Source organism: Micromonospora sp. NPDC002389 (assembly GCF_040296095.1).
Lineage (GTDB): Bacteria > Actinomycetota > Actinomycetes > Mycobacteriales > Micromonosporaceae > Micromonospora.
The window spans coordinates 279,479-305,278 of record NZ_JBEOWP010000001.1; the positions used below are offsets into that span (position 1 = coordinate 279,479).

At 72.9% G+C, this 25,800-nt stretch carries 23 protein-coding genes; 6 read left to right on the forward strand and 17 right to left on the reverse strand.

The window, feature by feature from the left end; genetic code table 11:
• Positions 1-2: 2 nt before the first annotated feature.
• Together ABT008_RS01270 and ABT008_RS01275 are read right to left on the reverse strand one after the other, a co-directional pair.
• Positions 3-548 (reverse strand): LOG family protein, encoded by a 546-nt coding sequence (locus tag ABT008_RS01270; protein WP_350692628.1) that lies wholly within the window; start codon positions 546-548, stop codon positions 3-5.
• Between the two features lies 1 nt (position 549).
• Positions 550-1,404, reverse strand: coding sequence for an LOG family protein (locus ABT008_RS01275; RefSeq protein ID WP_350692630.1), 855 nt, complete (start codon positions 1,402-1,404; stop codon positions 550-552).
• Between the two features lie 138 nt (positions 1,405-1,542).
• Between ABT008_RS01275 and ABT008_RS01280 the strand changes: the two genes are divergently transcribed.
• Positions 1,543-1,695, forward strand: a complete 153-nt coding sequence (locus ABT008_RS01280) for a hypothetical protein (RefSeq protein WP_350692631.1) — start codon at positions 1,543-1,545, stop codon at positions 1,693-1,695.
• Positions 1,696-1,804: 109 nt separating this feature from the next.
• On the opposite strand, the gene dapE is transcribed toward ABT008_RS01280, so the two are convergent.
• Positions 1,805-2,878 carry a succinyl-diaminopimelate desuccinylase gene (gene dapE / locus ABT008_RS01285; protein WP_350692633.1) on the reverse strand — a complete coding sequence of 358 codons (1,074 nt, stop codon included), beginning with the start codon at positions 2,876-2,878 and terminating at the stop codon, positions 1,805-1,807.
• Positions 2,879-3,015: 137 nt separating this feature from the next.
• Here dapE and dapD point away from each other — a divergent pair, with 137 nt between their 5' ends.
• A complete protein-coding gene (gene dapD / locus ABT008_RS01290) occupies positions 3,016-3,975 on the forward strand; it encodes a 2,3,4,5-tetrahydropyridine-2,6-dicarboxylate N-succinyltransferase (RefSeq protein WP_350692635.1) in 960 nt (319 codons plus the stop codon).
• Between the two features lie 96 nt (positions 3,976-4,071).
• Here dapD and ABT008_RS01295 read toward each other — a convergent pair whose 3' ends face one another.
• The gene (locus ABT008_RS01295; RefSeq protein WP_350692637.1) at positions 4,072-7,398 is read right to left on the reverse strand and encodes a S8 family serine peptidase; all 3,327 of its coding nucleotides are present in this window, start codon (positions 7,396-7,398) and stop codon (positions 4,072-4,074) included.
• A 140-nt stretch (positions 7,399-7,538) separates the two neighbouring features.
• Here ABT008_RS01295 and ABT008_RS01300 point away from each other — a divergent pair, with 140 nt between their 5' ends.
• Positions 7,539-8,099 carry a sugar O-acetyltransferase gene (locus ABT008_RS01300; RefSeq protein ID WP_350693159.1) on the forward strand — a complete coding sequence of 187 codons (561 nt, stop codon included), beginning with the start codon at positions 7,539-7,541 and terminating at the stop codon, positions 8,097-8,099.
• A 140-nt stretch (positions 8,100-8,239) separates the two neighbouring features.
• Positions 8,240-10,867: a hypothetical protein gene (locus ABT008_RS01305; protein ID WP_350692639.1), complete on the forward strand. Its 2,628-nt coding sequence runs from the start codon at positions 8,240-8,242 to the stop codon at positions 10,865-10,867.
• Here ABT008_RS01305 and ABT008_RS01310 read toward each other — a convergent pair.
• The 5 genes from ABT008_RS01310 to fdxA all read right to left on the reverse strand — a co-directional run bounded on the left by ABT008_RS01310 (position 10,844) and on the right by fdxA (position 14,644).
• Entirely contained in the window at positions 10,844-11,491 is a 648-nt protein-coding gene (locus ABT008_RS01310; protein ID WP_350692640.1) for a nucleoside/nucleotide kinase family protein, read from the reverse strand. The genes ABT008_RS01305 and ABT008_RS01310 overlap by 24 nt on opposite strands.
• The gene (locus tag ABT008_RS01315) at positions 11,491-12,135 is read right to left on the reverse strand and encodes an SIMPL domain-containing protein (RefSeq protein WP_350692641.1); all 645 of its coding nucleotides are present in this window, start codon (positions 12,133-12,135) and stop codon (positions 11,491-11,493) included. Before ABT008_RS01315 ends, ABT008_RS01310 begins: the two co-directional genes overlap by 1 nt.
• Positions 12,136-12,219: 84 nt before the next feature.
• On the reverse strand, positions 12,220-13,212 hold the full coding sequence (locus ABT008_RS01320; protein WP_350692643.1) for a prephenate dehydrogenase: 993 nt from the start codon (positions 13,210-13,212) through the stop codon (positions 12,220-12,222).
• Positions 13,212-14,321, reverse strand: a complete 1,110-nt coding sequence (dapC, locus tag ABT008_RS01325) for a succinyldiaminopimelate transaminase (protein ID WP_350693161.1) — start codon at positions 14,319-14,321, stop codon at positions 13,212-13,214. Before dapC ends, ABT008_RS01320 begins: the two co-directional genes overlap by 1 nt.
• The gene (gene fdxA / locus ABT008_RS01330) at positions 14,318-14,644 is read right to left on the reverse strand and encodes a ferredoxin (RefSeq protein WP_007464872.1); all 327 of its coding nucleotides are present in this window, start codon (positions 14,642-14,644) and stop codon (positions 14,318-14,320) included. Before fdxA ends, dapC begins: the two co-directional genes overlap by 4 nt.
• A 79-nt stretch (positions 14,645-14,723) precedes the next feature.
• Between fdxA and ABT008_RS01335 the strand changes: the two genes are divergently transcribed.
• On the forward strand, positions 14,724-15,695 hold the full coding sequence (locus ABT008_RS01335) for a GNAT family N-acetyltransferase (RefSeq protein WP_350692645.1): 972 nt from the start codon (positions 14,724-14,726) through the stop codon (positions 15,693-15,695).
• 32 nt (positions 15,696-15,727) lie between these two features.
• Here ABT008_RS01335 and ABT008_RS01340 read toward each other — a convergent pair whose 3' ends face one another.
• The 3 genes from ABT008_RS01340 to mshB all read right to left on the reverse strand — a co-directional run bounded on the left by ABT008_RS01340 (position 15,728) and on the right by mshB (position 17,649).
• Positions 15,728-16,192 (reverse strand): hypothetical protein, encoded by a 465-nt coding sequence (locus ABT008_RS01340; protein ID WP_350692647.1) that lies wholly within the window; start codon positions 16,190-16,192, stop codon positions 15,728-15,730.
• Positions 16,193-16,270: 78 nt separating this feature from the next.
• The gene (locus ABT008_RS01345) at positions 16,271-16,708 is read right to left on the reverse strand and encodes a hypothetical protein (protein WP_350693162.1); all 438 of its coding nucleotides are present in this window, start codon (positions 16,706-16,708) and stop codon (positions 16,271-16,273) included.
• 14 nt (positions 16,709-16,722) lie between these two features.
• Positions 16,723-17,649 (reverse strand): N-acetyl-1-D-myo-inositol-2-amino-2-deoxy-alpha-D-glucopyranoside deacetylase, encoded by a 927-nt coding sequence (gene mshB, locus ABT008_RS01350; RefSeq protein ID WP_350692648.1) that lies wholly within the window; start codon positions 17,647-17,649, stop codon positions 16,723-16,725.
• Positions 17,650-17,735: 86 nt separating this feature from the next.
• On the opposite strand from mshB, the gene ABT008_RS01355 reads away from it, so the two are divergent.
• Positions 17,736-19,883: a S9 family peptidase gene (locus ABT008_RS01355; protein WP_350692650.1), complete on the forward strand. Its 2,148-nt coding sequence runs from the start codon at positions 17,736-17,738 to the stop codon at positions 19,881-19,883.
• A gap of 53 nt (positions 19,884-19,936) precedes the next feature.
• Here the strand turns inward: ABT008_RS01355 and ABT008_RS01360 are convergent, their stop codons facing one another.
• Genes ABT008_RS01360 through ABT008_RS01380 form a run of 5 tightly spaced genes read right to left on the reverse strand, consistent with a single transcriptional unit; the run spans position 19,937 to position 25,684 of the window.
• Entirely contained in the window at positions 19,937-21,679 is a 1,743-nt protein-coding gene (locus ABT008_RS01360; RefSeq protein WP_350692652.1) for an ABC transporter substrate-binding protein, read from the reverse strand.
• 33 nt (positions 21,680-21,712) lie between these two features.
• Positions 21,713-22,699: an ABC transporter permease gene (locus tag ABT008_RS01365; RefSeq protein ID WP_350692654.1), complete on the reverse strand. Its 987-nt coding sequence runs from the start codon at positions 22,697-22,699 to the stop codon at positions 21,713-21,715.
• 14 nt (positions 22,700-22,713) lie between these two features.
• On the reverse strand, positions 22,714-23,652 hold the full coding sequence (locus ABT008_RS01370; RefSeq protein WP_350692655.1) for an ABC transporter permease: 939 nt from the start codon (positions 23,650-23,652) through the stop codon (positions 22,714-22,716).
• Entirely contained in the window at positions 23,649-24,656 is a 1,008-nt protein-coding gene (locus tag ABT008_RS01375) for an ABC transporter ATP-binding protein (RefSeq protein WP_350692656.1), read from the reverse strand. The genes ABT008_RS01370 and ABT008_RS01375 overlap by 4 nt, the downstream gene beginning before the upstream one ends.
• Positions 24,653-25,684 (reverse strand): ABC transporter ATP-binding protein, encoded by a 1,032-nt coding sequence (locus tag ABT008_RS01380; protein WP_350692658.1) that lies wholly within the window; start codon positions 25,682-25,684, stop codon positions 24,653-24,655. The genes ABT008_RS01375 and ABT008_RS01380 overlap by 4 nt, the downstream gene beginning before the upstream one ends.
• Positions 25,685-25,800 lie beyond the last annotated feature (116 nt).

Below are 25,800 nucleotides of genomic sequence, written 5' to 3' on the forward strand. Positions count from 1 at the left end.
CGTCAGGTGAGGGCTGCCTCGATGACGTCGAGGGCGGTGGGGACGGTGTCGGCGACCTGCACGAGATCGAAGCCGGCGGGCTTGAGGAAGTTCTGGTCGGTGACCGCGCGCAGCCAGTCCATCAACGGGGTGTAGAAGCCGTCGGTGTCCACCATCACCATCGGCTTGCGGTGCAGGGCCAGGGTGGCGGTGGTCCAGACCTCGAAGAGTTCGTCGAGGGTGCCCAAACCACCGGGCAGGGTGAGGAACGCGTCCGACTTCTCGACCATGAGGACCTTGCGGCTCGCCATCGAGTCGGTGATCACCAGTTCGTCGGAGGCGACATCGGCCACCTCCAGGTCGACCAGCACCTGCGGGATGATCCCGACGGTCCGGCCGCCGGCCGCGCGGGCCCCCTCGACCAGGGCGCCCATCATGCCCACGCGACCACCGCCGCTGACCAGCGTGTGCCCTCGTCGGGCGAGTTCCGCGCCGGTGGCCTCGGCTAGGTCGAGCCACCGTTGGTCGAGGGTGCGGGACGAGGCGCAGAACACGCAGATCGCGGCCACCTCAGCGCTCCGCCTGCTCGGCCTGCTCCGCCGACTCGGCCGCCGCCTGCTGGTCCGCCGCGGTACGGGCCACCGCGTCCGCGCGTACCGCCTCCTGCTCGGTGTTGAGCGCGGCCTCGGCCTCCACGATGTGCCGGACCGCCGCGGCGACGTCGTCGGTGACGCAGATCAACTCCAGGTCGACCGGTCCGATCTTGCCCTCGGCGGCCATCGTGTCGCGCAGCCAGTCGAGCAGCCCCTGCCAGTACTCGGTGCCCATCAGCACCACCGGGAACCGGGTCACCTTGCCGGTCTGCACCAGGGTGAGCGCCTCGAACAGCTCGTCCATGGTGCCGAAGCCGCCGGGCAGCACGACGAACGCCTGGGCGTACTTGACGAACATGGTCTTGCGGGCGAAGAAGTAGCGGAAGTCGATGGCCAGGTCGACCCACTCGTTGATGCCCTGCTCGAAGGGGAGTTCGATGCCGAGACCGACGGAGTGCCCACCGGCCTCGCTCGCGCCCCGGTTGGCCGCCTCCATCACACCGGGCCCACCCCCGGTGATCACCGCGTAGCCGGCGCGGGCCAGGGCCGCGCCGAGCGCCTCGGCGAGCTGGCACTCCGGGCTGTCCGGCTTGCTCCGGGCGCTACCGAAGACGCTGACCGCGGGCGGCAGGTCGGCGAGGGTGTCGAAGCCTTCGACGAATTCGGAGAGTATCCGTAGCGCCCGCCAAGCGTCCTTGGTCTTCCAGTCCGCGCGGGTCCGGGAGTCCAGCAGTCCCTGGTCCGCTGTGCTGGTGGTGATCGCCTGGCGGCGCAGTGTGACGGCGCCGCGGTGCCGCTCCCGTCCTGGTTCGCGGCGGTTGCTCTGAGTCATGGGAGCAACCGTAGTGGAGTTCGGCCAGGGTGCCCGGCAAACACTTCGTGATCTTGTGCAACCAATTCGCTTTCCCGTACGTCTTACTATTCACATACCGGGTATGCCCGGCGCGCAGGCTTCGGGGGAGGAGACAGCGTGATCAGTAGCAACGAACGGATCCGGATGAGGCGTCAGATGCAGCGGCGCATCCGCGACGTGGTGGCCGAGCGTCGCCGTACCCGCCTGCTCGAAGACCCGCCCGAGCCTCCTGCGGAGTCCGCTCCCGACGCGGCGCTCACCCGCGTCTAGAGCACGTCGCCGCCACACCCCGAGCCCTGTCCCCCGCGTGCCGGTCGCGCGGTCGGGCGGGGCGTCGCCGCACCGCCGCCCGCACGACCGGACGCGGGAGTCCGCCGGATCAGGCGGAGGCGAGCCAGCGGTGCAGGGTGGCGGCACCGTCACGGATCTTGCCGATCTCGACGTGCTCGTCCGGGTGGTGGGCGAGGTTGGGGTCACCCGGACCGAAGTTGAGCGCCGGGATCCCCATCGCCGCGAAGCGGGCCACGTCGGTCCACCCCAGCTTGCCGATCGGCGCGGCACCCACCGCCGCCAGGAACTCCTGAGCGGGCGGGGCCTCCAGACCGGGCAGCGCACCGGCCGCGCAGTCGGTCACCGTCACCTCGTACCCGGCGAGCACCTCGCGCAGGTGGGCCTCCGCCTCGGCCGGCGTACGGTCCGGCGCGAACCGGTAGTTGACCTCGATCTCGCACCGGTCCGGCACCACGTTGCCGGCCACCCCACCGTTGATCCGCACCGCGTTCATGCCCTCGCGGTAGTCACACCCGTCGATGGTCACCCGTCGCGCCTGGTACTCCGAAAGCCGCCGCAGCACCTCACCGGCACCGTGGATCGCGTTGACGCCGTGCCAGGCACGCGCGGAGTGAGCCCGTACGCCGGTGGTGACCACCCTCGCCCGCATGGTGCCCTGGCAGCCCGCCTCGACGATCCCGTACGTCGGTTCGAGCAGCAGGGCGAAGTCGGCCGTCAACCACTCCGGGTACGCCTCGGCCACCAGCCGCAGGCCGTTGTACCGGGACTCGATCTCCTCGGCCTCGTAGAAGAAGTACGTCACGTCGTAACGCGGCTCGGGCAGGGTGGCCGCGAGGTGCAGCGCGTAGGCCACCCCGGACTTCATGTCCGAGGTGCCGCAGCCGTACATCAGGTCGCCGCGCAGCGTGGACGGGAAGTTGTTGTTCAACGGCACGGTGTCCAAGTGACCGGCCAACACCACCCGGGACGCCCGCCCCAGGTCGGTACGCGCCATCACCGTGTTGCCGTGCCGGTAGGTGGCCAGGTGGGGCAGCTTCCGCAGCACCTCTTCGACGCAGTCGGCGATGGCCTTCTCGTTGAGCGAGACCGACTCGATGTCGACCAGGGCGCGGGTCAACGCCACCGGATCGGCGAGGACCTCGGGGGTAAGCGGGTTCTCCATGGTCCGCACGGTACCGTCACAACCGGCGACCGCGAGACGCGAGCCCGCGAGCCCTTCGCCGAAGCGCGAGGAGTGAGCTCGCCCACCCCGCAGTCGCGAGCAGCAGCCAGCGCAGCATGCGAGCGAGAGGTGAGTAAGTGACGTCCACAGAATCCGCGTGGGGCATCGGCCTGGCCACCGTGACCGCCGACGACCAGGTGCTCGACACCTGGTATCCGACCGGCAAGCTGGGCCTCGGCGAGCTGCCGCTGGTCCCCGGCGAGGACCAGGCCGACGTGCTGGACCTTCCGCCGGGCGCGATCGGCGACCGGGCCCTGCCGGGTCTGCGTACCGTCCAGGTGATCACCGTGATCGGCTCGCTGGACGACCCGATCAAGGACGCCAGTGACGCGTACCTGCGACTGCACCTGCTCTCCCACCGCCTGGTGCGGCCCAACGAGCTCAACCTCGACGGCGTCTTCGGCAAGCTGGCCAACGTGGCTTGGACCTCCGCCGGGCCGTGCCCGCCGGAGCGGGTCGACGAGCTGCGCGTCATCGAGCGGGCCGCCGGCCGGCACCTGGCCGTGTACGGGGTGGACAAGTTCCCCCGGATGACCGACTACGTGGTGCCCTCGGGCGTCCGGATCGCCGACGCCGACCGGGTACGCCTCGGCGCCCACCTCGCCTCCGGCACCACCGTGATGCACGAGGGCTTCGTCAACTTCAACGCCGGCACGCTCGGCACCTCCATGGTCGAGGGCCGGATCGTGCAGGGTGTGGTCGTCGGCGACGGCTCCGACATCGGCGGCGGCGCCTCCATCATGGGCACGCTGTCCGGCGGCGGCACCGACAAGGTACGCATCGGCGAGCGCAGCCTGATCGGGGCGAACGCGGGTGTCGGCATCTCGCTGGGCGACGACTGTGTGGTCGAGGCGGGGTGCTACATCACCGCCGCCTCGAAGCTCGCTCTGCCCGACGGCCGGGTGGTCAAGGCCCGCGAGCTGTCCGGGGTCGACGGGCTGCTGTTCTGGCGTAACTCGATCACCGGTGGGCTGGAGGCCCGGCCGCGTAAGGGTCAGGGCATCACCCTGAACGCCGCCCTGCACGCGAACGACTGAGGTCCTGCGTAGCGGTTTGTGTGTAAGGAGGGGTCCCCTACTAACGCCTCGTGCATAGCAGGGGACCCCTCCTTACATCTGTGCGGACCGGGTGGATCACTTCAGGCGGTAGGCCTGGATGATCCGCTGGGTCACCGTGTTGCCGTCGCTGTCCCGGGCGGCGGCCCGTAGCGACACGTGGCCGGTGCCCCTCGGGTGCTGCACGGTGGCCTGCCAGCCGCTGCCGGCCTTCTTCACCCGGGCCCGCTGCCAGGTCCGGCCACCGTCGTAGGAGACCTCGACGGTCAGCGAGGTGGTCCGCGCCGACGGGGCACCGGGCTGCCGTTGCACCTGGACCGGGATCACGAAGGACCGACCGGCCGGGGCGGTGTTCGTCGCGTCGAGCCGGGGCGTGAACCTGATCGCCGAGGCGGGCAGCGCCACCGGATCGTCGCCCCGGACGTGCCGGGACCGGAAGGTCCAGGTGGCGGCGACCTCCGTGCTCAGGTCGGTGAAGCTGCGCTTCACCGAGGTCTCCATCCGGTACGTCGCCGTCCCGGCCGGCACCTCGAATTCGCCCCAGCCGGACTCCGGGCTCTCGCCGACCAGCTTGCCGTTGCGGTAGAGAGCGGTACGCGAGGTGTCCGCCACCGAGGCCCCGGGGTGCCCTGCGGCGTCCCCGTGCAGCGGCACCGCCAGGCTGATCACGTCGCCCCGCCGGGTCAGTCCGTCACCCGGCCACTGCGGCGCCGGGAACGACGGCCCGTAGGGAGCGCCGAGCCAGGTGTCCTGGTACTTCTTGCCCGCCCGGTAGGCCGTCGGCTCCGACCACAGGAAGGCCACCCCGACCGGCCACCCGTCCTCGGACGGTACGCCGATGCTCAGATCGCCGGTCCAGCGGATGCCCTTGGTGTTGTAGTACTCGACCCGTTTGCCGGGGGCCGCGGTGGGCAGACCGAGCGCCCAGCCGCCCACGTTCTCGGCGAAGACCGGGTAGACGACCCGCTCGGCGACGGTGTCCGGGTATCCGCTGCGGAACTTCTGCGTGACGGTGGCCAGGTCACCGTTGCGGTAGTTCCGGATCAGCCCGGTCGGCATCCGACCCGGGACGCTCTCCGCCAGGGCGTAGAGGTAGGAGCTGCTCTCCGCCTCCACGTCGGCCCACTGGCTGCCCACCGTGCCGAGGAACCTCTTCGGCGAGACGGGTCGGCCGAGCTGTCCGGTACTGATGCCGGTGAAGTCGAAGGCGAGCAGACCGTAACTGGCGCCGCCGTCGTCCAGGAGGTAGTTCGCGCTGATGTCCACCAGGGCCGGCGTTGCCGACCGTTGCGGCACGGTCATCCGCACCGGCTTCGCCCGGCGGGCGTCGACGGTGACCGTGGTGTCCCTCGTGACGGCCAGCTCCGGCTGGACGAGGAACGCCGACTCCTCGGTCTCCATGTCGAACAGGTAGCTGTTCAGCCCGTACCGGCCCTTGGGCACACGGATCTGCGCGGTGCCGGACGGGTCGTACGCGAAGTAGTCGACGAAGTCGTCCAGGCCGAGCAGTGAGGTGCTGTAGTCCTCCGTCGCCGTACCGTCGGGACCGAGGTGCTGCACCGTCACGGTGTAGCTCTCCACCTCCTTGTGCACCGCCAGCGGGGTGAGGGCCACGGTGTCGCCGGCACGGGCCGCGATCCGGCCGGTGTAGTGACCGTCCGGGCCGTCGACGCTGGTGTCGGTCGTGACGGTGGCGGACGCCGTACCGCCGGCGGGCACCACGACGCTGCGCGTGCTCAGCGCGAACATGCCGGCCGGTGCCGGCGTCCCGTCGGGGCCGGTCACGTCGAGGACGAGCTCCAGGGTGAGCGCGGTGCTCCCGGTGTTGTGCCAGCTCACCTCGCGGGTGATCGGCTCGTCGTCGTCGTGCGGCCAGAGCGTACGGCCGAACGAGACGCTCGCCGGCTCACTGGTCACCTGCTGGGTGATCGCCCTGGCCACGTCGACCCGGCCGGCGCCCTGCTGGTAGGCGGTCAGCTCCGGATGCGGCGCGGCGGAGGACATCAGGGTGGCCTTGAGCTGGGCTGCCGTGGCGTCACCGCGCTGTTGGGCGAGCAACGCCGCCGCCCCGGCCACGTGCGGCGCGGACATCGAGGTGCCGGAGAGCGAGACGTACTGCTCGCCGACCGGATCGCCGAGCAGCGTGCCCTCTCCCCGGGCGGCGACGATGTCCACCCCCGGTGCGGTGATGTCCGGCTTCAGCGCGTCGTCGCCGACCCGCGGACCCTGGCTGGAGAAGAAGGCGAGTTCGTCGTCCCGGTCGACGGCGCCGACGGCGAGTGCCGCGTCCGCGCTGGCCGGTGAGCCCACCGAACCGGCCCGGCCGCTGTTGCCGGCCGAGATCACGAAGAGTGCACCGGTCTGCTCGGTCAGCGTGTCGACCGCCAGTTCCAGCGGGTCGACCTCCGGGCTGTCCGTCCCGCCCAGGCTCAGGTTGATCACGTCGGCCTGCTGGTCGACGGCGGCCCACTGCATCCCGGCCAGGATGGCGGAGTCGGGGCAGCCGTACTCCTCGCAGACCTTGCCGTCGAGCAGCGTCGCCTCCGGGGCGACCCCTCGGTTACGGCCGTCGGACGCGGCGCCGCTGCCGGCGATGATCGAGGCGACGTGGGTCCCGTGCCCGACGATGTCGCCGGGGTTCTCCTCCTCGGTGAAGTTCTCCGCCGCGCCGACCCGCCCGACCAGGTCGGGGTGTGCGGCGTCGACGCCGGTGTCCAGCACCGCCACCCGTACGCCCCGGCCGGTGTAGCCGGCCTGATGGGCGGCGGGCGCACCGATCTGCGGCACGCTGTGCTCCAGGGTCAGATGCCGCCGGCCGTCGAGCCAGAGCCGCTCGACACCCCCCGCCGCGTCGATCCGCGCACTGCCACCGGCCAGGGCGGCCCAGAGCTGGCCCGACTCCTGCTTGTCCAGGGTGGCCGCGACGCCGCCGATGGCGGCCAGGTCGCGGGTGACGGTCACTCCGTCGGGCGCCCCGGTACGCCGCGCCGCGCCCTCCGGGTAGGTCATCAGCAGTGGCAGGTCGGCGCGGTGACGGTCGTCGTACCCGGCGGCGATCAACCCGGTCACGTCGAAGAGACGCCGGTCGACCCGGCCCGACCGGATCAGCGGCAGGGCGTCCTGCGGCACCACCCAGAGGTGGTCCCGCTGGCGTTGGGTGAGGAAGCGGATCCCGGTGCGACCCTCGGCCGGGCGGACGCTCGCCGCACCGGAGGGGCTCACCGTGACGCGGTCACCGGTGATCAGGGTGACGGTGGTATGTCCGGCCGACGCCGGACGGGCGCCGGACGACGGGGTGGACCCCGGTGCGGCGGCTGGGGACGGACCGGCGGTGGCCGTGCCCGGTACGCCGAGCACGAGGCCCAGCACCAGCCCGATGGCGGTCAGTTTGCTTCTGCGAGGCAACCGAACCCTCCTTCTGGGTTGTCTTATCGATGTGGTTCACATCGATACCTGTCAGGATTGCATACCGAGTATGCATAAAGGAGTCAAGAAATCGACGAAGTCGATACCGTCGCGTCGTGGATGACGGCATGATCAGACAGGTGAGCTCCATGAAGGAACGCATGCTGGCCGGGGAGCCGTATCTCGCCGAGGGACCGGAGATCCTCGCCGACCTCCAGCGCGCCGCCCGACTGATGGAACGCGTCAACACCAGCCCCGCCGACGACTCCGACGCCCGCCTCGCCGCCCTGCGGGAGCTGCTCGGCGAACTCGGCGACGACACCTGGATCCGCCCGCCGTTCTACTGCGACTACGGCTACCACATCCGGATCGGGCCGCGCAGCTTCGTGAACTTCAACGCGGTCTTCCTCGACGTCGCGCCGATCACGATCGGCGCGGACGTGCAGGTCGGCCCGAACGTGCAACTGCTCACCCCGACGCATCCGGTGGACCCGGAGCAGCGCCGGGCGAAGTGGGAGGCGGCCAAGCCGATCACCATCGGCGACAACGTCTGGCTGGGCGGCGGGGCGATCGTCCTGGCCGGTGTCACCATCGGGGAGAACACGGTGGTCGGCGCCGGCGCCGTGGTGACCAAGGACCTGCCGGCCAACGTCGTCGCCGTCGGCAACCCGGCCCGCCCGGTACGCCACCTGGACCAGTAACCCCGCACGCTCGGTCACCGTCCGAACCGGATCGACCCCCACGAAACCACTTCCACCTGCGAAAACACCCTCGCGGTGGATGGCACCCCCTCCACGGTTCAGGCACTCTGGGTTACAGAGTCGTCACCGGGAGGCTTGTCATGAGCGGTCGGATTCTCGAACTACGCGTACACGGTGTGTCGAACACGCCGCCGGCCGAGACCCTGGGCGTGCCGACCGAGCCGGGCACCGAACCCACTTCGCCGCGACTGGTCGCCGGTGGACCGGTCACCGGCTTCTACCGCTCCCCCGGCACCTCGACCGGCGACCCGATCGTGGTCGAGGCGTACAGCTGGGGGCAGTTGACCTCGGGCGCGCGGACCGCCCGCGACGTGGAACGGGCGCTGTGGACGCTGCTGCTGCCCTTCACCCTGGCCAACGTGGCGCTGCACGCCCGGCCCGACATCCCGGCCGACCCGGCTACCGAGCGATTCGCCAGCCGGTCCGGGATCACCGCCTGGCTGATCCGGCTGTTCTGCCTGACGCTGACCGCCACGCCCGTGCTGGCGCTGACCGGCGTCGGCGTCGACCTGATCGGCTGGCAGTGCGTCGACGAGAGTTGTCTGAACCGGATCCCGGGGCCCTGGCAGTTCCTCGCCGACCCCTGGTGGCAGCGGGGCGGTCGGGCGCTCGCGGTCGGACTGCTCGTGCCGCTCGCCCTGATCGTGGTGCTCGGCCTGGTCGCTTGGCGGACCTACCAGTACGAGGCGGTGATGCCGGCCGATCCGACCGACCCGCCGGTCCGCCAGGTACCCGGTGAGGCCGACGCCGACCTGCCCGAGGGCCAGCCGGAACAGGAGCCGCCGTCGCCACCCGAGCCACCCCGTGGCCCGCTCGCCAACCCACTCGAAGATCCGACCTTCTGGTGGGGCGAGGGACAGCTCCGCCGCGCCGCGGTGCTGCACCTCTGCACCGGCACGGTGGTGGCCGCCGCCGTGCCGCTCGGCACCACCCTGGCACTGCATCCGCCGCACGGAGCCCGGGCCGCCATCGCCTGGCCCACCGTGGCGCTGATGGTCGCGGTCGTCGTGATCACGGTGGTGGCCATCGGCCGGCCGTTCCTCACCCGACGCGACGGGGCGAGCCCACTCGGCCCGTGGAGCGCCACCGTCGTCGCCCTCACCGGTCTCGGGCTGGTCGGCACCGTCCTGGTGCTGATGCTGCCGGACAGCGCGGGCGGCGCGGCGCAGTTGGCCACCCTCCGCCCACCCGCCGGCTGCGGCGACGTGTCCTCACTTCCCGGCTGCCAGGAGGACCGCTCCCTCCCCGGCTTCGACCGGGTCCTCGCCTGGCTCGGCACCGGCCAACTGCTGCTGCTCATCGCCATCGGCGCGACCGCCCGCTCCGGCCGGCGCGGTGGCGCCACACCGGCCGCCGCCACGGTGCTGATCGCCGTCGGCGCCGCCTGGTGCCACGGCTGGCTGCCGTTCCTGCCGCCGGCACCCCTCGCGGTGTGGCAGGTCGTCCCGGTACTGCTGCTCCTCGCCGCAGGCGGCCTGCTGCTGCCGCGTACCCGGCCGAGCAGCGTGACCCAGCCTCTCGGGCCGTACACCGACCTGGCCTGGCGTGGTCGCGGCCCGGCCGTCATCGCCGGGTTCGGGTGGCTGCTCTGCCTCGCGTACAGCACCGGCCTGCTCTACTGGGTCAGCGACCTGCTCAACCGTGACGCCACCGACAGCGGACGCCCCCCGGTGGTGCCGCCGGTCCCGGTGACCTGGTCCGGTCTGGTCTTCGGCATGGCACTGCTGCTGCTCGCCCTGGTCGCGATCCGTGCCCTCGTGCTGTTCCGCCGCCTGCGCCGACAGGAGTACGCCGAGCTGCGGGCACGCGGCGGCCTCTCCGCGCACGACCTGCGCCGCGCCCGGGACGTGAGCACCCACCAGGCCCTGCACCGTCTGGTCGGCGAACACGCGCTGCGCCTGATCGGCTGGTACGCGGGCACCGCGGGGACGCTGGCCGCGCTCGGCTGCGTGGCCGTCCTGTCCCCGGCCCGCCCGCACGACCTCAACTCGGGCACCACCGGGACCGTGGTCGGGGTCGTCGCCGACATCGGTGACCGGCTGCTCGGCTGGCTGCCACTGGCGATCGCCGCGATCGGCCTACTGGTCTACCGCAACGACACGGTCCGGCGGTCGGTCGGCGTGGTCTGGGACGTCGGCACGTTCTGGCCACGCGCCGCGCACCCGCTCGCCCCACCGAGCTACGCCGAACGGGCCGTGCCGGAACTACTCACCCGCGCCGCCGGGCTGCTCGCCCTGGCCGAACACGACCCCCGCCGGGTGGACGGCATCATCCTCTCCGGACACAGCCAGGGCACGGTCATCTGCACCGCCGTCATCCTCCAGATACCGCGTCGCTGGCGGCAACGGATCTGGTTCTTCTCCTACGGGTGCCAGCTCACCCGGCTCTACGGGCGGATCTTCCCGGCGTACTTCGGGCCGGACCGGCTGCCGGTGCTGACCCGGGCACTGACCCGCCCCCCGGCCGGGACCCGGTGGACGAACTTCTGGCGGGACACCGATCCGCTCGGCTGGCCGGTCGCCGCCGGGGAACGCGACATCGCGGTCGCCGACCCGGAGGCACTGCACCCGAGCGACGGCGAGGTGGCCGACCCGCCGATCCGCAGCCACAGCGGCTACCCGGAGGCGGCCGAGTTCCAGCGAGAACGGTCCCGGGTGGCCTGGATGCTGCGTCGGGCCGTACCGTCACCCCGGCGGGGGGTCGGCTAGCCGGACCACCAGGTCGGCCCGAGCGGCGGTCTCGGCCACCAGCGCCGCGTTGACCTCGTCACTGCCCAGCGCCCAGGCGCGCGCCTCCTCCGCCGACCGCCCGTACGCGACGTGCCGCGCGACGAGCCGACGCCGTCGCAGGTCGCCGTCGAGGTCCAGGAACCACGCCTCGTGCAGCAACGCCCGCATCTCGTCCCAGGGCCAGTCCGGCACGAGCAGGTAGTTGCCCTCGGTCACCACCAGCCGGACCTCCGGCGGCACCTCGATCGCACCCGCGATCGGTTCCTCCAGCTCACGGCGGAACTCCGGCGCCCAGACCGACGTCGGCTCCTTGCGCCGCAGGCGGCGCATCAGTGAGACGTACCCGTTGGCGTCGAACGTGTCGATCGACCCCTTGCGGGCGGCGCGGCCCAGCCGGTGCAGCTCGGCCTGGGCCAGGTGGAAACCGTCCATCGGCACCAGACGCGCGGCCGGGCCGACCGCCGCGACCACCTCGGCGGCGAGCGTGGACTTGCCCGCACCGGGTGCGCCGGTGATGCCGAGCAGTTGCCGGGGGCCCGCGTCGGCCAGGGCTCGGGCCCGCCGCAGCAGCTCGTCGACGGGCAGCACCCGGGCCTCGGTCATCAGGACAGGACCGGCCGGCTGATCGCAAACCGGGCCCGCACCGCCGCGTGCACCGACTGTGGTTGCGGGTCCAGCTCCAGTTCCGGCGGGGTGGTCGACTCGACCCCACCGGCGTCGAACGCCATCCGGGCCATCATCGGCTGTCCGCCGCCCTCGTCGGCGAGCTCGATCAGGTCGGTGACCTGGGCCTGGAGTGCCTCGGCGTACTCGCGGGCGCGCAGCAGGGCATCGGCGATCGCGGCATGCCGCGCCTCCCGGAAGGCCGGGCTGTCCGGGCGCAGCGACCACCAGGGCCCGGCGACCGCCACCTGGTCCTGGTCGGCCAGACGCAGCATCAGTTCGCCGAGCGCGGTGAAGTCGCTGACCGTCACCGTGGTCAGCACCGAGCCGTGCCAGGCCACCACCCGCTCGCCGGAGCGCCGCGTCTCGGGCCGCACCCGCAGGTCGCCGGTCTCCCGACGGTCGATCGTCGGGCCGTACGAGTCGAGCAGCACCCGGATCGCGGCGGCCCGCTCGGCCAGCCGGGTCAGCGTGGGCTCGCGCTCCCGGTCGCGCGCGAGCGCGGTCACCGTGAACCGGGCCTCCTCCGGAGCGACTTCCCGGTACGCCTCGCCCCGTACGGTCACCACCGGTCCGTCCACCATGCCCTCACCCTAGCGGCGGCTCCCGTACCGCGCCCACCGATGCGCGGCGCCACGGCTCAGCCGGACACGGGCGGCCGGACCGCCTCAGCCTGCCTGCGGGAGCTGGGCGGTGTACGAGACCACCTCGTCGGCGACCCGGCACCCGCTGAGGTGACCGCCCGCCGCACCCAGCCCGGTCAGCCAGGCGACCTCGTCGGCCGCCGCACCGTCGACCCGGAACGGGCGGACCGTCGGCTGGTAGGGCCGACCGGCGAGCGCGACGCGGGCCGCGCCCGCCTCGGCGTAGCGGGCGGTGAGCGTGTCGCCGTCCCCGGCCCGCAGCGCCTCGGTCAACTCGTCCAGGTAGGCGGTCACCTCGGTCAGGGCGGCCAGCACCTGGTCGCGGTTGCCGCGCAGCATGTTCGCGGTGCGCGGGGCCGGGGTGCCGGCGACCCGGGTGCCGTCCCGGAAGCTGCCGGCGGCCAGGGTGAGCACGGCGTCGCGCAGCGGCGAGCGCTGGGCGGCTCCGGCCAGGGCACCGGCGAGCAGGTGCGGCACGTGCGAGGAGAGCGCGACCACGGCGTCGTGCCGGTCCGCCGCCATCGGCACCACCCGGGCCCCGATCACCTCGGTGACCAGGGCGGCCAGCCGACGGAACGCGACCAGCCCGTCCGGCGCGGGACAGAGCACCCAGGCGGCGCCCGCGAACAGCTCAGGCCGGGCCGCGCCGAGGCCGGCCCGGTCGGTGCCGGCCATCGGATGACCGGGCACGAAGCGGTGGGTCAGACCCCGGGTCGCGGCGAAGGCAGCCAGCTCGGCCTTGGTGCTGCCCACGTCGGTGAGCAGGCAGCCCGGCTCGGTCGCCGCGGCCACCTCGACCAGGGTCGCCGGCAGGGTCGGCAGCGGCCCACCGAGGAACACCACGTCCCGGTCGGCCACCGCGTCGGCCAGCCGGTCGGCGGTGGGTACGCCGGCCAGCCGGGCCTGGCGGCGGGTCGCGTCGTCCGGGTCCCAGCCCGTCACGTCCACCCCGGCGGCGTGCAGCCGGAGCAGCACCGAACCGCCGATCAGGCCGGTGCCGACCACCGCCGCGCGCATCAGGGTCCGGCGAGGCGGGCGGCGACGGCGGCGACCCGCTCGTCGGACTCGGTCAGCGCCACCCGGACGTACTGCCCGGCGGTGGGCCCGTAGAAGACACCGGCGGCGACCAGGATGCCGCGCCGGGCCAACCAGTCGACCGTGTCCCAGCAGTCCTCGCCCCGGGTCAGCCAGAGGTAGAGCCCCGCCTCGGAGTGCGTGACGGTGAACCCGGCCCCGGTGAACGCGGCCCGCAGGGCCTCGCGGCGCGCCCGGTACCGCTCCCGCTGCGCGATGGCGTGCTCCTCGTCGTCCAGCGCGGCCACCATCGCCGCCTGCACCGGCTTGGGCACGATCATCCCCGCGTGCTTACGGATCTTGAGCAGCTCGGCCACCAGAGCCGGGTCACCGGCCACGAAACCCGCCCGGTATCCGGCGAGGTTGGACCGCTTGGAGAGCGAGTGCACGGCCAGCACCGAGTCGTACGAGCCGCCGCAGACCTCCGGCGAGAGCACCGAGACCGGCTCGGCCTCCCAACCCAGCGGCAGGTAGCACTCGTCACTGGCGACCACCGCGCCACGTTCCCGCGCCCAGTCCACCACCTTGCGCAGGTGGGCGGCGGGCAGGACCCGGCCGGTCGGGTTGCCCGGCGAGTTGACCCAGACCAGGCGTACCCGGGAGGTCGGACCGACCGCGGTCAGCGAGTCGGCGCGGACCGTGGTGGCCCCGGCCAGGCGGGCCCCGTCCTCGTAGGTGGGATAGGCCACCGACGGCACCACCACGACGTCACCCGGCCCCACCCCCAGCAGGGTCGGCAACCAGGCGACCAGCTCCTTCGACCCGATCGTGGGCAGCACCCCGAGCCCGTCGACGCCGGCCCCGCAGGACCGGGCCACCCAGGCCGTGATCGCCGCACGCAGGGCCGGGGTACCGGCGGTGAGCGGGTACCCCGGTGCGTCCGACGCGTCGGCCAGGGCACGCCGGATCACCTCGGGCACCGGATCGACCGGCGTACCCATGGAGAGGTTGATCAGGCCGTCCGGATGCGCCGCAGCCAGGGTCGCCGCGGCGTCCAGCGTGTCCCAGGTGAACTCGGGCAGCCGCGACGAGACCGGCGCGGGGGCGTTCAGTGCCCCTCGCCGCGCGGCGGCTGCGCGGCGACGAAGGTCGCGTCCTTCTCCACCTTGCCGATCTTGGAGGCGCCCCCGGGCGAGCCCAGGTCCTCGAAGAACTCGTAGTTGGCGCCGGTGTAGTCCTTCCACTGCTCGGGGACGTCGTCCTCGTAGAAGATCGCCTCGACCGGGCACACCGGCTCACAGGCACCACAGTCGACGCACTCGTCGGGGTGGATGTAGAGCATCCGGTTGCCCTCGTAAATGCAGTCGACCGGGCATTCCTCGATGCATGCCTTGTCGAGCACATCCACGCACGGCTCGGCGATGATGTAGGTCACCGGTCTTCTCCTCCGCAAGACTCGTCGCGATCACCCGCGACGGTTAGAGCCTAGTATCTCGCCGGGGAGGAGGTCGATCGTGCTCCGAGAGCAGGATGTGGGACACCGGATCGTGGTCCGGCGGATCGTGGGCTCACGCGCCGGTCGGCCGGTGTTCTCCGACGCCCTCGGCGAGCTGGTCGAGCTGACCGAGACCCACCTGGAGATGACCACCCGGCAGGGGCGGCTGCGCGTGCCGATCGCCGAGGTGCACCGCGCCAAGCGGGTGCCGCCGACCCGCCGGCCCACCGCCGACGCCGTGGTCGAGCTGGAACTCGCGGCCGACGAGGCGTGGCCGGCGCCCGTGCGCGGCCGGCTCGGCGACTGGCTGCTGCGCTCCGCCGACGGCTGGACCGGCCGGGCCAACTCCGCGCTGCCGGTCGGCGACCCGGACCGGCCGCTGCCGGCCGCGCTCGACGCGGTCGAACGCTGGTACGCCGAACGGGGCCGTCCGGCGATCGTCAACACGCCGCTGCCGCTGGCCGCACCGGTCGGCGCCGAACTCGACCTGCGCGGCTGGGAGAGTCGCCCGCTGGTGCTGGTGCAGACCGTGCCGCTGGCCGACCTCACCGCACCCGGCGGCCGGGTGGCCCGCGCCGCCACGGCCACCGCACCCGCCGTCGAGCTGACCGCCGCGCCGTCGGACGACTGGCTCACGGTGGCCGCCGGCCGCAAGGGCGGGCTGCCCGACGCCGCCCGGCACGTGCTCACCGCCGTCGGACAGGTCCGCTTCGCGCACGCGTACGACGGGGACAGGCTGGTCGGGGTCGGCCGGGGCACGGTCACCGGCGCGGGGCGCTGGCTGGGCCTGTCCCTGATCGAGGTGCTGCCCGAGGCCCGCCGCCGAGGGGTGGCCGTCGCCGTGATCGGCGCGCTCGCCGAGTGGGGCGGCACGGCCGGCGCCACCGACGTGTTCCTCCAGGTCGAGCAGCGCAACGCGGCCGCCGTGACGCTCTATCGCACGCTGGGCTTCACCACGCACCACACCTACCGGAGCCGGGTCGCGCCCTGAGCTGACGGCGCGACCCGGGCCGGACGTACCGGTCAGCGACGAACGCTGCGGCGCGGCTTGCCGGTGCCGCTCTCGGCGTACTCCTGGAGGCTCTGCGACCGGTGGTCGCGGCCCAGCGTGGTGAGCAGGAGGTAGCCCAGGATCGTGCCGACGGTGGTCGCGACGAGGTAGAGCACGACCTGCCAGAAGAAGGTGGCGCTGCCGTCGGCGAACGGGCTGCGGCCCACCAGCAGCGGTCCGACGAACATGGTCAGCGCGAGCGCGATGCCGATCGCACCGGCCACCTCGGCGCCCCACTGGGCCACCGGACGCGACCGGCCCCAGGAGTACGCGACCCCGGCCAGGATCAACCCGATCACCGCGAACATCCCGAGGGTCACCCGGTCGGCGGCGGCCTCGTCACCGTCGAAGCCGAACCGGATCACCAGTCGGGCGACCACGTTGACCGCGAACAACGCGATCGCAAGCACTCCGACCGCGCGCCACCGCTGCCCCATCGCACGCCTCCCGCCGTACCGCCCGCCCCGGTGGCGGGCCTCCTGGCAGGAATGTCTATCACCCGGGGCGGGGTGGCGTCAGTACCGGCTGGACGGCGGGTTCGGCGCGAGGATGGACCGGAACGCCATCACCGCGAAGGTCATCGACCCGGCCACCACCAGGGTGAGCCCCACCCAGTTGCCGACCAGCAGTACGTCGCCCTCGGTGGTCCGGTCAGCGGCGGCCACCATGATCACGACCCACGGCAGCGCCGGCAGCAGCACCGCCCACCGGGATCCCACCGTCTCCATGGCGAACCAGCTCAGCGCGATGTTCGCGAGCACGGCCACCAGCACCGCCGCCCCGACCAGGTATCCGCCGACCCGCAGCGGGGCGAGCAGCAGCTCCAGCACCGCCGTCACCGCGCCGGCGGCCAGGGCGACCAGCCCGCCCAGCGCCCGCAGGCCGATGTCGACCGGCCGCCGCCAGGCCCGTGCGGGCGGCGGCGACTGCTGTTCGGGCGGGGCGACCGACATCGCGGCGGGTACGGTCACCGGAGACCGGCCGTACCGACCGGTGTGCGATCGGGGTCTTCGGCGGTCTCCAGCCCGGCGAACAGGTCCGACTCCCAGCCGTACGGGCCGCTGCCCGGCCCCTTGGCCCCCACCGCGAGGGTGAAGTACTCCACGCCCATGAACTCGGCGCCGAAGTTGCCGGCGATCGAGTAGAGCCAGGAGGTGGCCGGGATCTGGGTGGCGTGCGCCCGCATCGCCGCCTCCTTCGCGGCGTGCTGCTCGGTCGCGTCGATCCGCGCCGCGATGTCCTTGTCCGGCGTGCAGAAGGGCAGGTCGGTGGCGTTTTCGATGCCGGCGAACGGGTTGTCCGACGACTCTTCGAAGTGCGTCATCCCGGCCTCCAGGACGCTCTGCGGCATCGCCGTCCAGTAGACCTTCGCCGGGGCGATCCCCTCGGCGGCGGCCAGCTCGACGGCCCGCATCGCCACCCGGTGCGCCTGGATGTGGTCGGGGTGGCCGTAGAAGCCGTTCTCGTCGTAGGTGATCACCACCTGCGGGCGTACCTCCCGGACCACCTCCAGCAGCTGGCCGGCGGCCTCGTCCAGGTCGGCCTGCCAGAAGGCGCGCGGGTGATCGTTGGTGGAAAGGCCCATCATGCCCGAGTCGCGGTAGCGCCCGGCGCCACCGAGGAAACGGTGGTCGGCCACGCCGAGCTCGGCGCAGGCGGCGGCCAGCTCGGCGATCCGGTACCCGCCGAGCTGGTCGGCCTCGGCGGCGGCGAGCCCGGCCAGCTCCGGCACGTGGATCTCACCCTCCTCGCCGAGTGTGCAGGTGACCAGGGTGACGTGGGCGCCGGTGGCGGCGTAGTGCGCCATGGTCGAACCGGTGCCGATGGACTCGTCGTCGGGGTGCGCGTGGACCAGCAACAGGCGGCGGTCGGGCAGCGTCGTCACGAGGGTCACTCTAACCGGCGGTTCTCCCCGATCAGTCCTGACGCGTCCGCTCGGGTCCGGCACATCACGCTCGGCCGCCGCATACGATCTGGCCTGTGGACTTTCCCGAGCTGGCCGCCCGCACCCGCCGGTTCAGCCACGGGGCGCCACGCGCCGTCTCCGTGGCCGACGACGGGGCCCGGGTGGTCTTCCTGCGTTCCGCGGGGCCGGAGGACCCGGCCGACGCGCTCTGGCAGCTCGACGTGGCGAGCGGCGAGGAACGGCTGGTCGCCGACCCGGCCACGCTGCTCGGCGAGGACGCCGACCCGGCCGCGCTGAGCCCCGGCGAACGGGCCCGACGGGAACGGCTGCGGCTCTGCGCCGCCGGCATCGGCGCGTACGCCCTGGACGCCGCCGGCCGGGTGGCAGTCTTCGCACTGGCCGGCCGCCTGTTCCGGGCCGACCTGGTGCACGGCGACGTGATCGAGGTCCCGGCCGCCGGCCCGGTCCTCGACCCCCGGCCGGACCCGAGCGGCCAACGCCTCGCGTACGTCACCGACGCCGCCGAGGGGGTTCGCCGGGGCGAACTGCGGGTCGTCGACGTCGACGGCACCGACACGATCCTGGCCGGCGAGGACTCCGGGGTGCTGTGGGGGCTGGCCGAGCACATCGCGGCGGAGGAGTTCGACCGGCACCGGGGCTACTGGTGGGCACCGGACGGCCGCTCGGTGCTGGCCGCCCGGGTCGACGAGTCCCGGCTGCCCCGCTGGCATCTGCACGACCCGGCGCAGCCGGCGAGCCCGCCGGTCAGCGTCGCGTACCCGGTGGCCGGCGGACCCAACGCGGAGGTCAGCCTGCACCTGCTCGACCTCGACGGCGGCTGGGTGGACGTGCACTGGGACCGGGAGACCTATCCGTACCTGACCGCGGTGCACTGGGCCGAGGGCGCTCCGCTGATCACCGTGCTGCGCCGCGCGCAGCAGCACGGCCTGGTTCTCGCCGTCGACCCGCGCACCGGTGAGACCCAGGTGCACGCCGAACTGGCCGACCCGCGCTGGGTCGAGCCGATCGCCGGTACGCCCGCACACCTGCCGGACGGGCGGGTGCTGGTCGGCGGCGAACTCGCCCACGACGGGTACGACGCACGGTGTCTCTTCGCCGACGGCACCCTGCTCACCCCGCCCTCGCTCTACGTCCGCCGGGTGGTGGGTCGGCTGGCCACCGGCACCGGACCGGCGGACCTGCTGGTCGAGGCGAGCGACGGCGAGCCGAGCGAGCAGCACCTGTTCCGGGTCCGCACCAGCATCGGCGGCGGGGTCGACGCCCGTCGGCTGACCAGCGACGCGGGCTGGCACCACGGCGCGGTCGGCGGGGACGTGCTGGTCGTCGGCGTCGCCTCGCTCGACCACGCGGGCGTGCGGTGGACGGTCCGCCAGGGCGACCGCGAGGTGGCCGTGCTCCGGTCGTTGGCGGCCACCCCCCGCTACTCCCCGCTGCCGCTGCTGGAACGGGTCACCGACCGGCGCCTGCCGTCGGCCGTGCTCTATCCGGACAACCACGTCACCGGCCGACGGCTGCCGGTGCTGCTCGACGTGTACGGCGGGCCGGGGCACCAGGAGGTGGTCGCCGCCCGCGCGGCCTGGCTGGAACGGCAGTGGTGGGCCGACGCCGGCTTCGCGGTGGTGGTGGTCGACAACCGGGGTACGCCCGGCATCGCGCCGTCGTTCGAGAAGGCCATCCACCGGCGGGTCGCCGACGTGATCCTGCTCGACCAGGTGGAGGCGTTGACTGCGCTCGCCGACAAGCACCCGGACCTGGACCTGTCCCGGGTCGGGGTGCGCGGCTGGTCGTTCGGCGGTTGGCTGGCCGGGTTGGCGGTGCTGCGTCACCCGGAGCTGTTCCGGTGCGGGATCGCCGGGGCGCCGGTGACCGACTGGGCCCTCTACGACACCGCGTACACCGAGCGTTATCTCGGCCTGCCCGACGACGGCCCGGACGTGTACGCCCACCACTCGCTGGTGGAGGCGGCCGCCGAGCCGCCCACCGACCCGGCGCAGGCCCGACCGCTGCTGCTGGTGCACGGCATGGTGGACGACAACGTGGTGGCCGCGCACACGCTGCGGTTCTCGGCCGCGCTGCTGGCCGCCGGGCGACCGCACTCGGTGCTGCCGCTGACCGGCGCGACGCACATGGCCGCCGGTGGACTCGCCGAACGCCTCCTGCGCCTGGAACTCGACTTCCTCCGCACGCACCTGTCGGTGTAAGGAGGGGTCCCCTGCTAACGCCTCGTGCATAGCAGGGGACCCCTCCTAACACGTCAGGGCTTGACGTGGGCAGTGACGAACGAGGGGTACCCGAACACGCTGGAGACGAAGACGCCGCCCACCTTCGAGCCGTGCACCAGGTACGCCACGTCGACGTAGAGCGGCACCACCGGCGCGTGCTCCCGCATGATCCGCTCGTCGAGCTTCGTCCACTCGGGCCCCTGCGCGGGCGGGGGCAGCGCGAGGATCCGGTCGAACTCGGCGTTGATCGCGGGATGGTGGAAGTACGACTGGTTGCTGTTGCCCGCCGCCCGGATGCTGCGGCCGTCGTAGAGCACCGGCAGGATCGACGCGCCACTGGGCCAGTCCGCCGCCCACGACCCCAGGTACAGGTCCCAGGGGTTGTCCCGCTTCTTGATCTCGTCGAGCTTGGCGTCGTCCGGGATGGTGCGGATGACGATCCGAAACCCGGCGCGTTCCAGGTTGCCCTTGAGCTGCGTCGCCACCTGCTGTTCCTGGGCGCTGTCGGCGACACCGAGGACCAGTTCCGGGCTCTGCCCGGCAAGCAGTTCCCGTGCCTTCTCCGGGTCACCGGTGGGTCCACCCGGATAGGCGTCGTACGGCCGGTGGCCGATGGTGGCCGGCGGCATCAACGTGGTGGCCGGCGACGCCACGTGCGCCCCGCCGAGCACCTTCACCACGCCCTCGCGGTCGACGGCGTAGTTGAGCGCCTGACGGACCCGCAGGTCGGTGACCCGCTGGTTGTTGATGACCAACTGGTTGGCGCTGGGCGTCGGGGACAACAGGGTCCGGGACCGCAGCGCGGCGTCACCGGCCACCCGGGACACCAGCGAGGGCGGCACGTAGTTCCAGGACAGCGCGCTGCGGTCGGCGCCGTTGTCGGCGATCACCCGGTTGGTCGCCGCGTCCGGGGACGGGCCGAAGGTCCAGACGAACCGGTCCGGGTACTGGTGGCGTACCGGGTCGGTGGCGGGGTCCCAGTGCGGGTTGCGCTCCATCACGATCTCGACGCCGGCTCGGAAGCGGGTCACCCTGTACGGCCCGGACGAGAACGGTGCGGCGCCGAGGTGGAGCCCGGTGTCCCGGTCCGGCGGCAGCGGGGCGCTGCTCGGCAACGACACCGCGTACGGCAGGTCGCAGCGGGCTCTGGCGAACTCGAACCGCAGCGTCCTCTCGTCCGGCGTGGTCAGGCCCGGCGGCAACGCGTACCGGCCGGGCTCGAAGCGCCACCTGGTGTCGTACTGCGGCGTGTCGGCCAGCCACTCCTGGAGGTAGGTGGGGCCGCCGGTGAGGGCCGGGTCGAACGAGCGGGCGATGCCGTACCCGATCTCCTTCGCGGTGATCGGTCGCCCGTCCTCGAACCTGACCCCGTCCTTGACGGTGAACTCCCACACCGTGCAGTCACCGTCGACGTCGCGGCCCGGCGTCTCGGCGAGGTCACCGACCAGCACGAGGTTGCCCTGGCCGTCGTCCTTCCAGGTGGTCAACGAACGCGCGAACAGGGGTGCGGCCATCAGGCCGGCGAACGAGTACGTCCGCTGCGGGTCCAGGTGGGAGATCGGGGTCTCCCGGATGACGGTGAAGGTCCCCCCGCGTTGCGCGTCCTCCACCGGCGGGGCGGGCCCCGTCGAGTCCGACGGATCCGTGGCGATGATCCCGGTGTGCTGCCGCCCGGTGTCCACCGACGGGCCGCCGCCGGTGTTCTCGGTGCACGCGCCCAGCGTCACCACCAGCGCGATCGCGCCGACCGCCGCGACCGCCGTACGTGCTCTCATCTGCTACCTCCTCGGTCGTGGATGGGGGCCGGCTCAGCCCAGCCGGACCCGCGGGTCGATGGCCGCATAGATCAGGTCCACCAGCACGTTCGCCAGCACCACGAAGACCGCCGAGATCAGCACCGTCGCCATGATCATCGGCAGGTCGCCGGCGCGGACCGCCTCGACCGCCGTCCGGCCGAGCCCGTGGATGCCGAAGGTCGTCTCGGTGATCACCGTGCCGCCGAGCGCCGCGCCCACGTCCAGGCCGGCGACGGTCACCACCGGGGTGATCGCCGCGCGGAACGCGTGCCGCCCGTACACCCGCGTCCGGCTCAGTCCCTTGGCCCGCGCGGTGCGGACGAAGTCCTCGCCCAACGTCTCCACCATCTGCGCGCGGAACAGCCGGGCATAGATCGCGGAGAACAGGAAGGCCAACGACACCCAGGCGAGCACCAGCCCACCGGCCCAGCGCACCGGATCGTCGAACGGCGACGTGTAGCCGGGCACCGGCAGCCAACCCAGCGTGTAGACGAAGACCAGCAGCAGCACCGCGCCGACGAAGTACACCTGCGTCGAGGCACCGACCAGCGCGAAGCCGATGGCGGCCCGGTCCAGCCAGGTGCCCCGATGAAGGGCGGAGAGCATGCCCAGGCCCACACCGAGCAGCAGCCACAGCACCGCCGCCGGGACGACGATGCTCACCGTCACCGGCAGCACCCGCGCGATGGTGTCGGTCACCGCCTCGTTGTTCACGTACGACCAGCCCAGGCAGGGTGCGTCACACCGACCGCCCTGGGCGTCGCCCAGGTCGCGACCGACGAAGACGCCCTTCACGTATCCCGCGTACTGGCTGACCAGCGGGTCACTCAGGCCCCACTCCTGCCGTACCCGCTCCAGCCGCTCCGGGTCGCAGTTCTTCGGGCACATGCCGGTGACCGGGTCGCGGGGCAGGGCGAAGAACATCAGGAACGTCAGCACGCTGACCGCGAAGAGGGTGAGCACCGCGGAGAGGACCCGCCCGACCAGGAATCTCAGCATCGCGAGAAGTTCCCCTACCGCGCCGACCTCGGGTCGAGCGCGTCACGCAGCGCGTCCCCGAACAGGTTGAAGGCGAGTACGAGCGCGAAGATCGTGACGCCGGGGAAGAAGACGAACGCCGGATCGGTCTGCAGGTAGTCCAGGCTCTGGTAGATCATCCGACCGAAGCTCGGCGTCTCCTCGGTCAGTCCCACCCCGATGAAGGACAGCGCCGCCTCACCGGTGACGAACTGCGGCACGGCGAGCGAGAACGACACCAGGATCGGCGCCCAGGTGTTCGGCAGCAACTGCCGGAACAGCATGTGCCCCAGCCCCGCCCCGCTGGCCCGGGCCGCCGCCACGAACTCCCGCTCGCGCAAGGCGACCACCTGCCCGCGTACCAGCCGGGCGGTGGTGGTCCAGCCGAAGGCGGCGAAGATCCCGATCAGCATCGCCACCCCGAAGGCCGGCGGCACCGCCTCCCGTGGCCCGTAGAACCGCAGCGTCAGCGTCGGGGCCAGGGCGAGCGCGACGACCAGGAAGGGCATCGCCAGCGTCAGGTCCGTGAACCACCCGACGAGCGCGTCCAGCCACCCGCCGAGGTATCCGGCGAGCGCGCCGAGCACCACGCCGACCACGGAGGTGAGCAGCGCCGCCGTGACGGCGACGAGCAGCGAGGTACGCAGGCCGTACACCAGGCGGATGAAGACGTCCCGCCCCAACCCGGGTTCCAGGCCGAAGAAGTGGTCGCCGGAGACCCCACCGGCGTAGCCGAGCGGCATCCCGTACCCGTCCAGCTTGTGCTGGAACTGGTCGCGCGGGCCGATCCCGTAGACCGACTCGATGACCGGTGCCCCGAGCGCCACCAGCACGAACAGGACCAGCAGCGCCCCGCTGGCCAGCGCGGTGCGGTCCCGGCGCAGCCGCCACGCGGCCAACCGCCCCGGCGACCGGCCGACGGTCCCCGTGGTCATGTCGCGTGGTCCGGGAAGTGGCAGGCGACGGCCTGGGGGGCGCCGTCGCGCCGGACCAGGGCCGGGTCCTGCACGGCGCAGCGGTCCCGGGCCGTGGGGCAGCGGGTGCGGAACCGGCAGCCGGAGGGCGGGTCGAGCGGTGCGGGCAGCTCGCCGGTGAGCCGGACACGTGCGGCCGGACCGAGCCGCGTCGGGCCGAGGCGGGTCGGGTCCGGCACCGCCGACAGCAACGCCCGGGTGTACGGGTGCCGGGGCCGCCGGTAGACGTCGTCCCGGTCGCCGATCTCGACGATCCGGCCCAGGTACATCACCGCGACCCGCTGGCAGAGGTGCCGGACCACGGCCAGGTCGTGGGCGATGAGGACGAAGGCCAGCCCCAACTCGCGCCGCAGGTCCCGGAGCAGGTTGACCACCTGGGCCTGGATCGACACGTCCAGCGCGGAGACCGGCTCGTCGGCGACCACCAGGCGGGGAGCGGTGGCCAGGGCCCGGGCGATGCCGACCCGCTGCCGCTGGCCGCCGGAGAACTCGTGCGGATACCGGTGACGGTGCGCGGGGTCGAGCCCCACCAACTCCATCAGTTCGCGGACCCGGGCGTCGGTCCCGCCGGGCGGAACGATGCCGTTGACCTGCAACGGCGTCGCGATGATCCGCCCGACCGGGTGACGGGGGTTCAACGACGCGTACGGGTCCTGGAAGATGATCTGAAGGTGGGGGCGCAGCGGACGCAGATCACGTCGCGACGCGTGGGTGATGTCCCGACCGGCGAACTCGATGCGCCCGCCGGTCGGCTCCAGCAACCGCACCAACATCCGACCGGTGGTGGTCTTGCCGCAGCCGGACTCGCCCACCAGGCCGAGCGTCTCGCCGGGGCGTACCTCGAAGTCCAGCCCGTCCACCGCCCGCACCACACCGGCCCGCCGCAGGCCGCCGCGCACCGGGAAGTGCTTGGTCAGGCCGCGTACCCGCAGTAACGGGTCGTCGGCGGCGACAGCCCGCGTCACCGGATCGGCCCCGTCCGGACGACGTGCTCGGCGTGGTGGCGGGCGCGCTCCTCGTCGCTCAGGTGACAGGCCGACCGGTGGCCGGTGGCCTCGGGACGTGGCTCGGGCCGCTCGGTGCGGCACCGCTCGCCGACCCGCGCGGCGTAACCGCAGCGCGGGTGGAAGGGGCAGCCGGGAGGCACGTCGACCAGGCTCGGCGGATGCCCCGGGACGGGGGTCAGGTCCGCGTCCGCGTCGCCGTGCAACGACGGCACGCCGCCGAGCAACCCCCAGGTGTACGGGTGCCTCGGCCGGCGTAGCACCTGCTCGACGGCACCCTGCTCGACGGCGCGGCCGGCGTACATCACCAGCACCTCGTCGGCGATCTGGCCGACCACGCCGAGGTCATGGGTGATCAGGAGGATCGCGGTGCCGGACTCGGCCTGGAGGTCGGCCAGCAACTCCAGGATCTGCGCCTGCACGGTGACGTCCAGCGCGCTTGTCGGTTCGTCGGCGACGAGCAGGGCGGGCTCGTTCACCAGCGCCATCGCGATCATCGCCCGCTGCCGCATTCCGCCGGAGAACTCGTGCGGGTACTGGTCGAATCGCCGCTCCGGTTGCGCGATGCCGACCCGGTCGAGCATCTCCACCACTCGCCGCCGCGTCTCGGCGCGCCCGGCCCGGGGATGGTGCACCCGGTACGCCTCGGCGATCTGGCGGCCCACCCGTTGATAGGGATGCAGTGCGGAGAGCGGGTCCTGGAAGACCATCGCCATGTCCCGGCCGCGCAGCCGGCGTACCTCCGTCTCCGGACGGCCGACGAGCGGGCGCCCGCCGACGGTGATCCGTCCGGTGACGGTGGACCGTCGCGGGTCGTGCAGGCCGAGGACCGCCAGCGCGGCGGCGCTCTTGCCCGAGCCGGACTCACCGACGACGGCGAGCGTGCGTCCGCGCGCGACCGAGAGGGAGACCCCGTCGACGGCGCGCACCACGCCGTCCGTGGCGGTGAAGCTGACGCGCAGGTCGTCCACTCGCAGGTAAGGGTCCACGACCGCCTCCCTCCGCATCCGCCGGAGGGAAACTACAGCAGACGTACGACAGTGAAAGTAAGCTCCACGGTCCACCGGCCCGGCACATGCCGTCCGTCGCGCGTGCGTCCGCCGGC

Excerpts from the sequence above, each read along its gene's own strand:
- ABT008_RS01275 (WP_350692630.1), bottom strand. The coding sequence starts at position 1,404 with ATGACTCAGAGCAACCGCCGCGAACCAGGACGGGAGCGGCACCGCGGC.
- dapE (WP_350692633.1), bottom strand. The coding sequence starts at position 2,878 with ATGGAGAACCCGCTTACCCCCGAGGTCCTCGCCGATCCGGTGGCGTTG.
- ABT008_RS01305 (WP_350692639.1), top strand. The coding sequence starts at position 8,240 with ATGAGCGGTCGGATTCTCGAACTACGCGTACACGGTGTGTCGAACACG.
- ABT008_RS01310 (WP_350692640.1), bottom strand. The coding sequence starts at position 11,491 with ATGACCGAGGCCCGGGTGCTGCCCGTCGACGAGCTGCTGCGGCGGGCC.
- ABT008_RS01315 (WP_350692641.1), bottom strand. The coding sequence starts at position 12,135 with ATGGTGGACGGACCGGTGGTGACCGTACGGGGCGAGGCGTACCGGGAA.
- ABT008_RS01320 (WP_350692643.1), bottom strand. The coding sequence starts at position 13,212 with ATGCGCGCGGCGGTGGTCGGCACCGGCCTGATCGGCGGTTCGGTGCTG.
- ABT008_RS01340 (WP_350692647.1), bottom strand. The coding sequence starts at position 16,192 with ATGGGGCAGCGGTGGCGCGCGGTCGGAGTGCTTGCGATCGCGTTGTTC.
- ABT008_RS01345 (WP_350693162.1), bottom strand. The coding sequence starts at position 16,708 with ATGTCGGTCGCCCCGCCCGAACAGCAGTCGCCGCCGCCCGCACGGGCC.
- ABT008_RS01360 (WP_350692652.1), bottom strand. The coding sequence starts at position 21,679 with ATGAGAGCACGTACGGCGGTCGCGGCGGTCGGCGCGATCGCGCTGGTG.
- ABT008_RS01365 (WP_350692654.1), bottom strand. The coding sequence starts at position 22,699 with ATGCTGAGATTCCTGGTCGGGCGGGTCCTCTCCGCGGTGCTCACCCTC.
- ABT008_RS01370 (WP_350692655.1), bottom strand. The coding sequence starts at position 23,652 with ATGACCACGGGGACCGTCGGCCGGTCGCCGGGGCGGTTGGCCGCGTGG.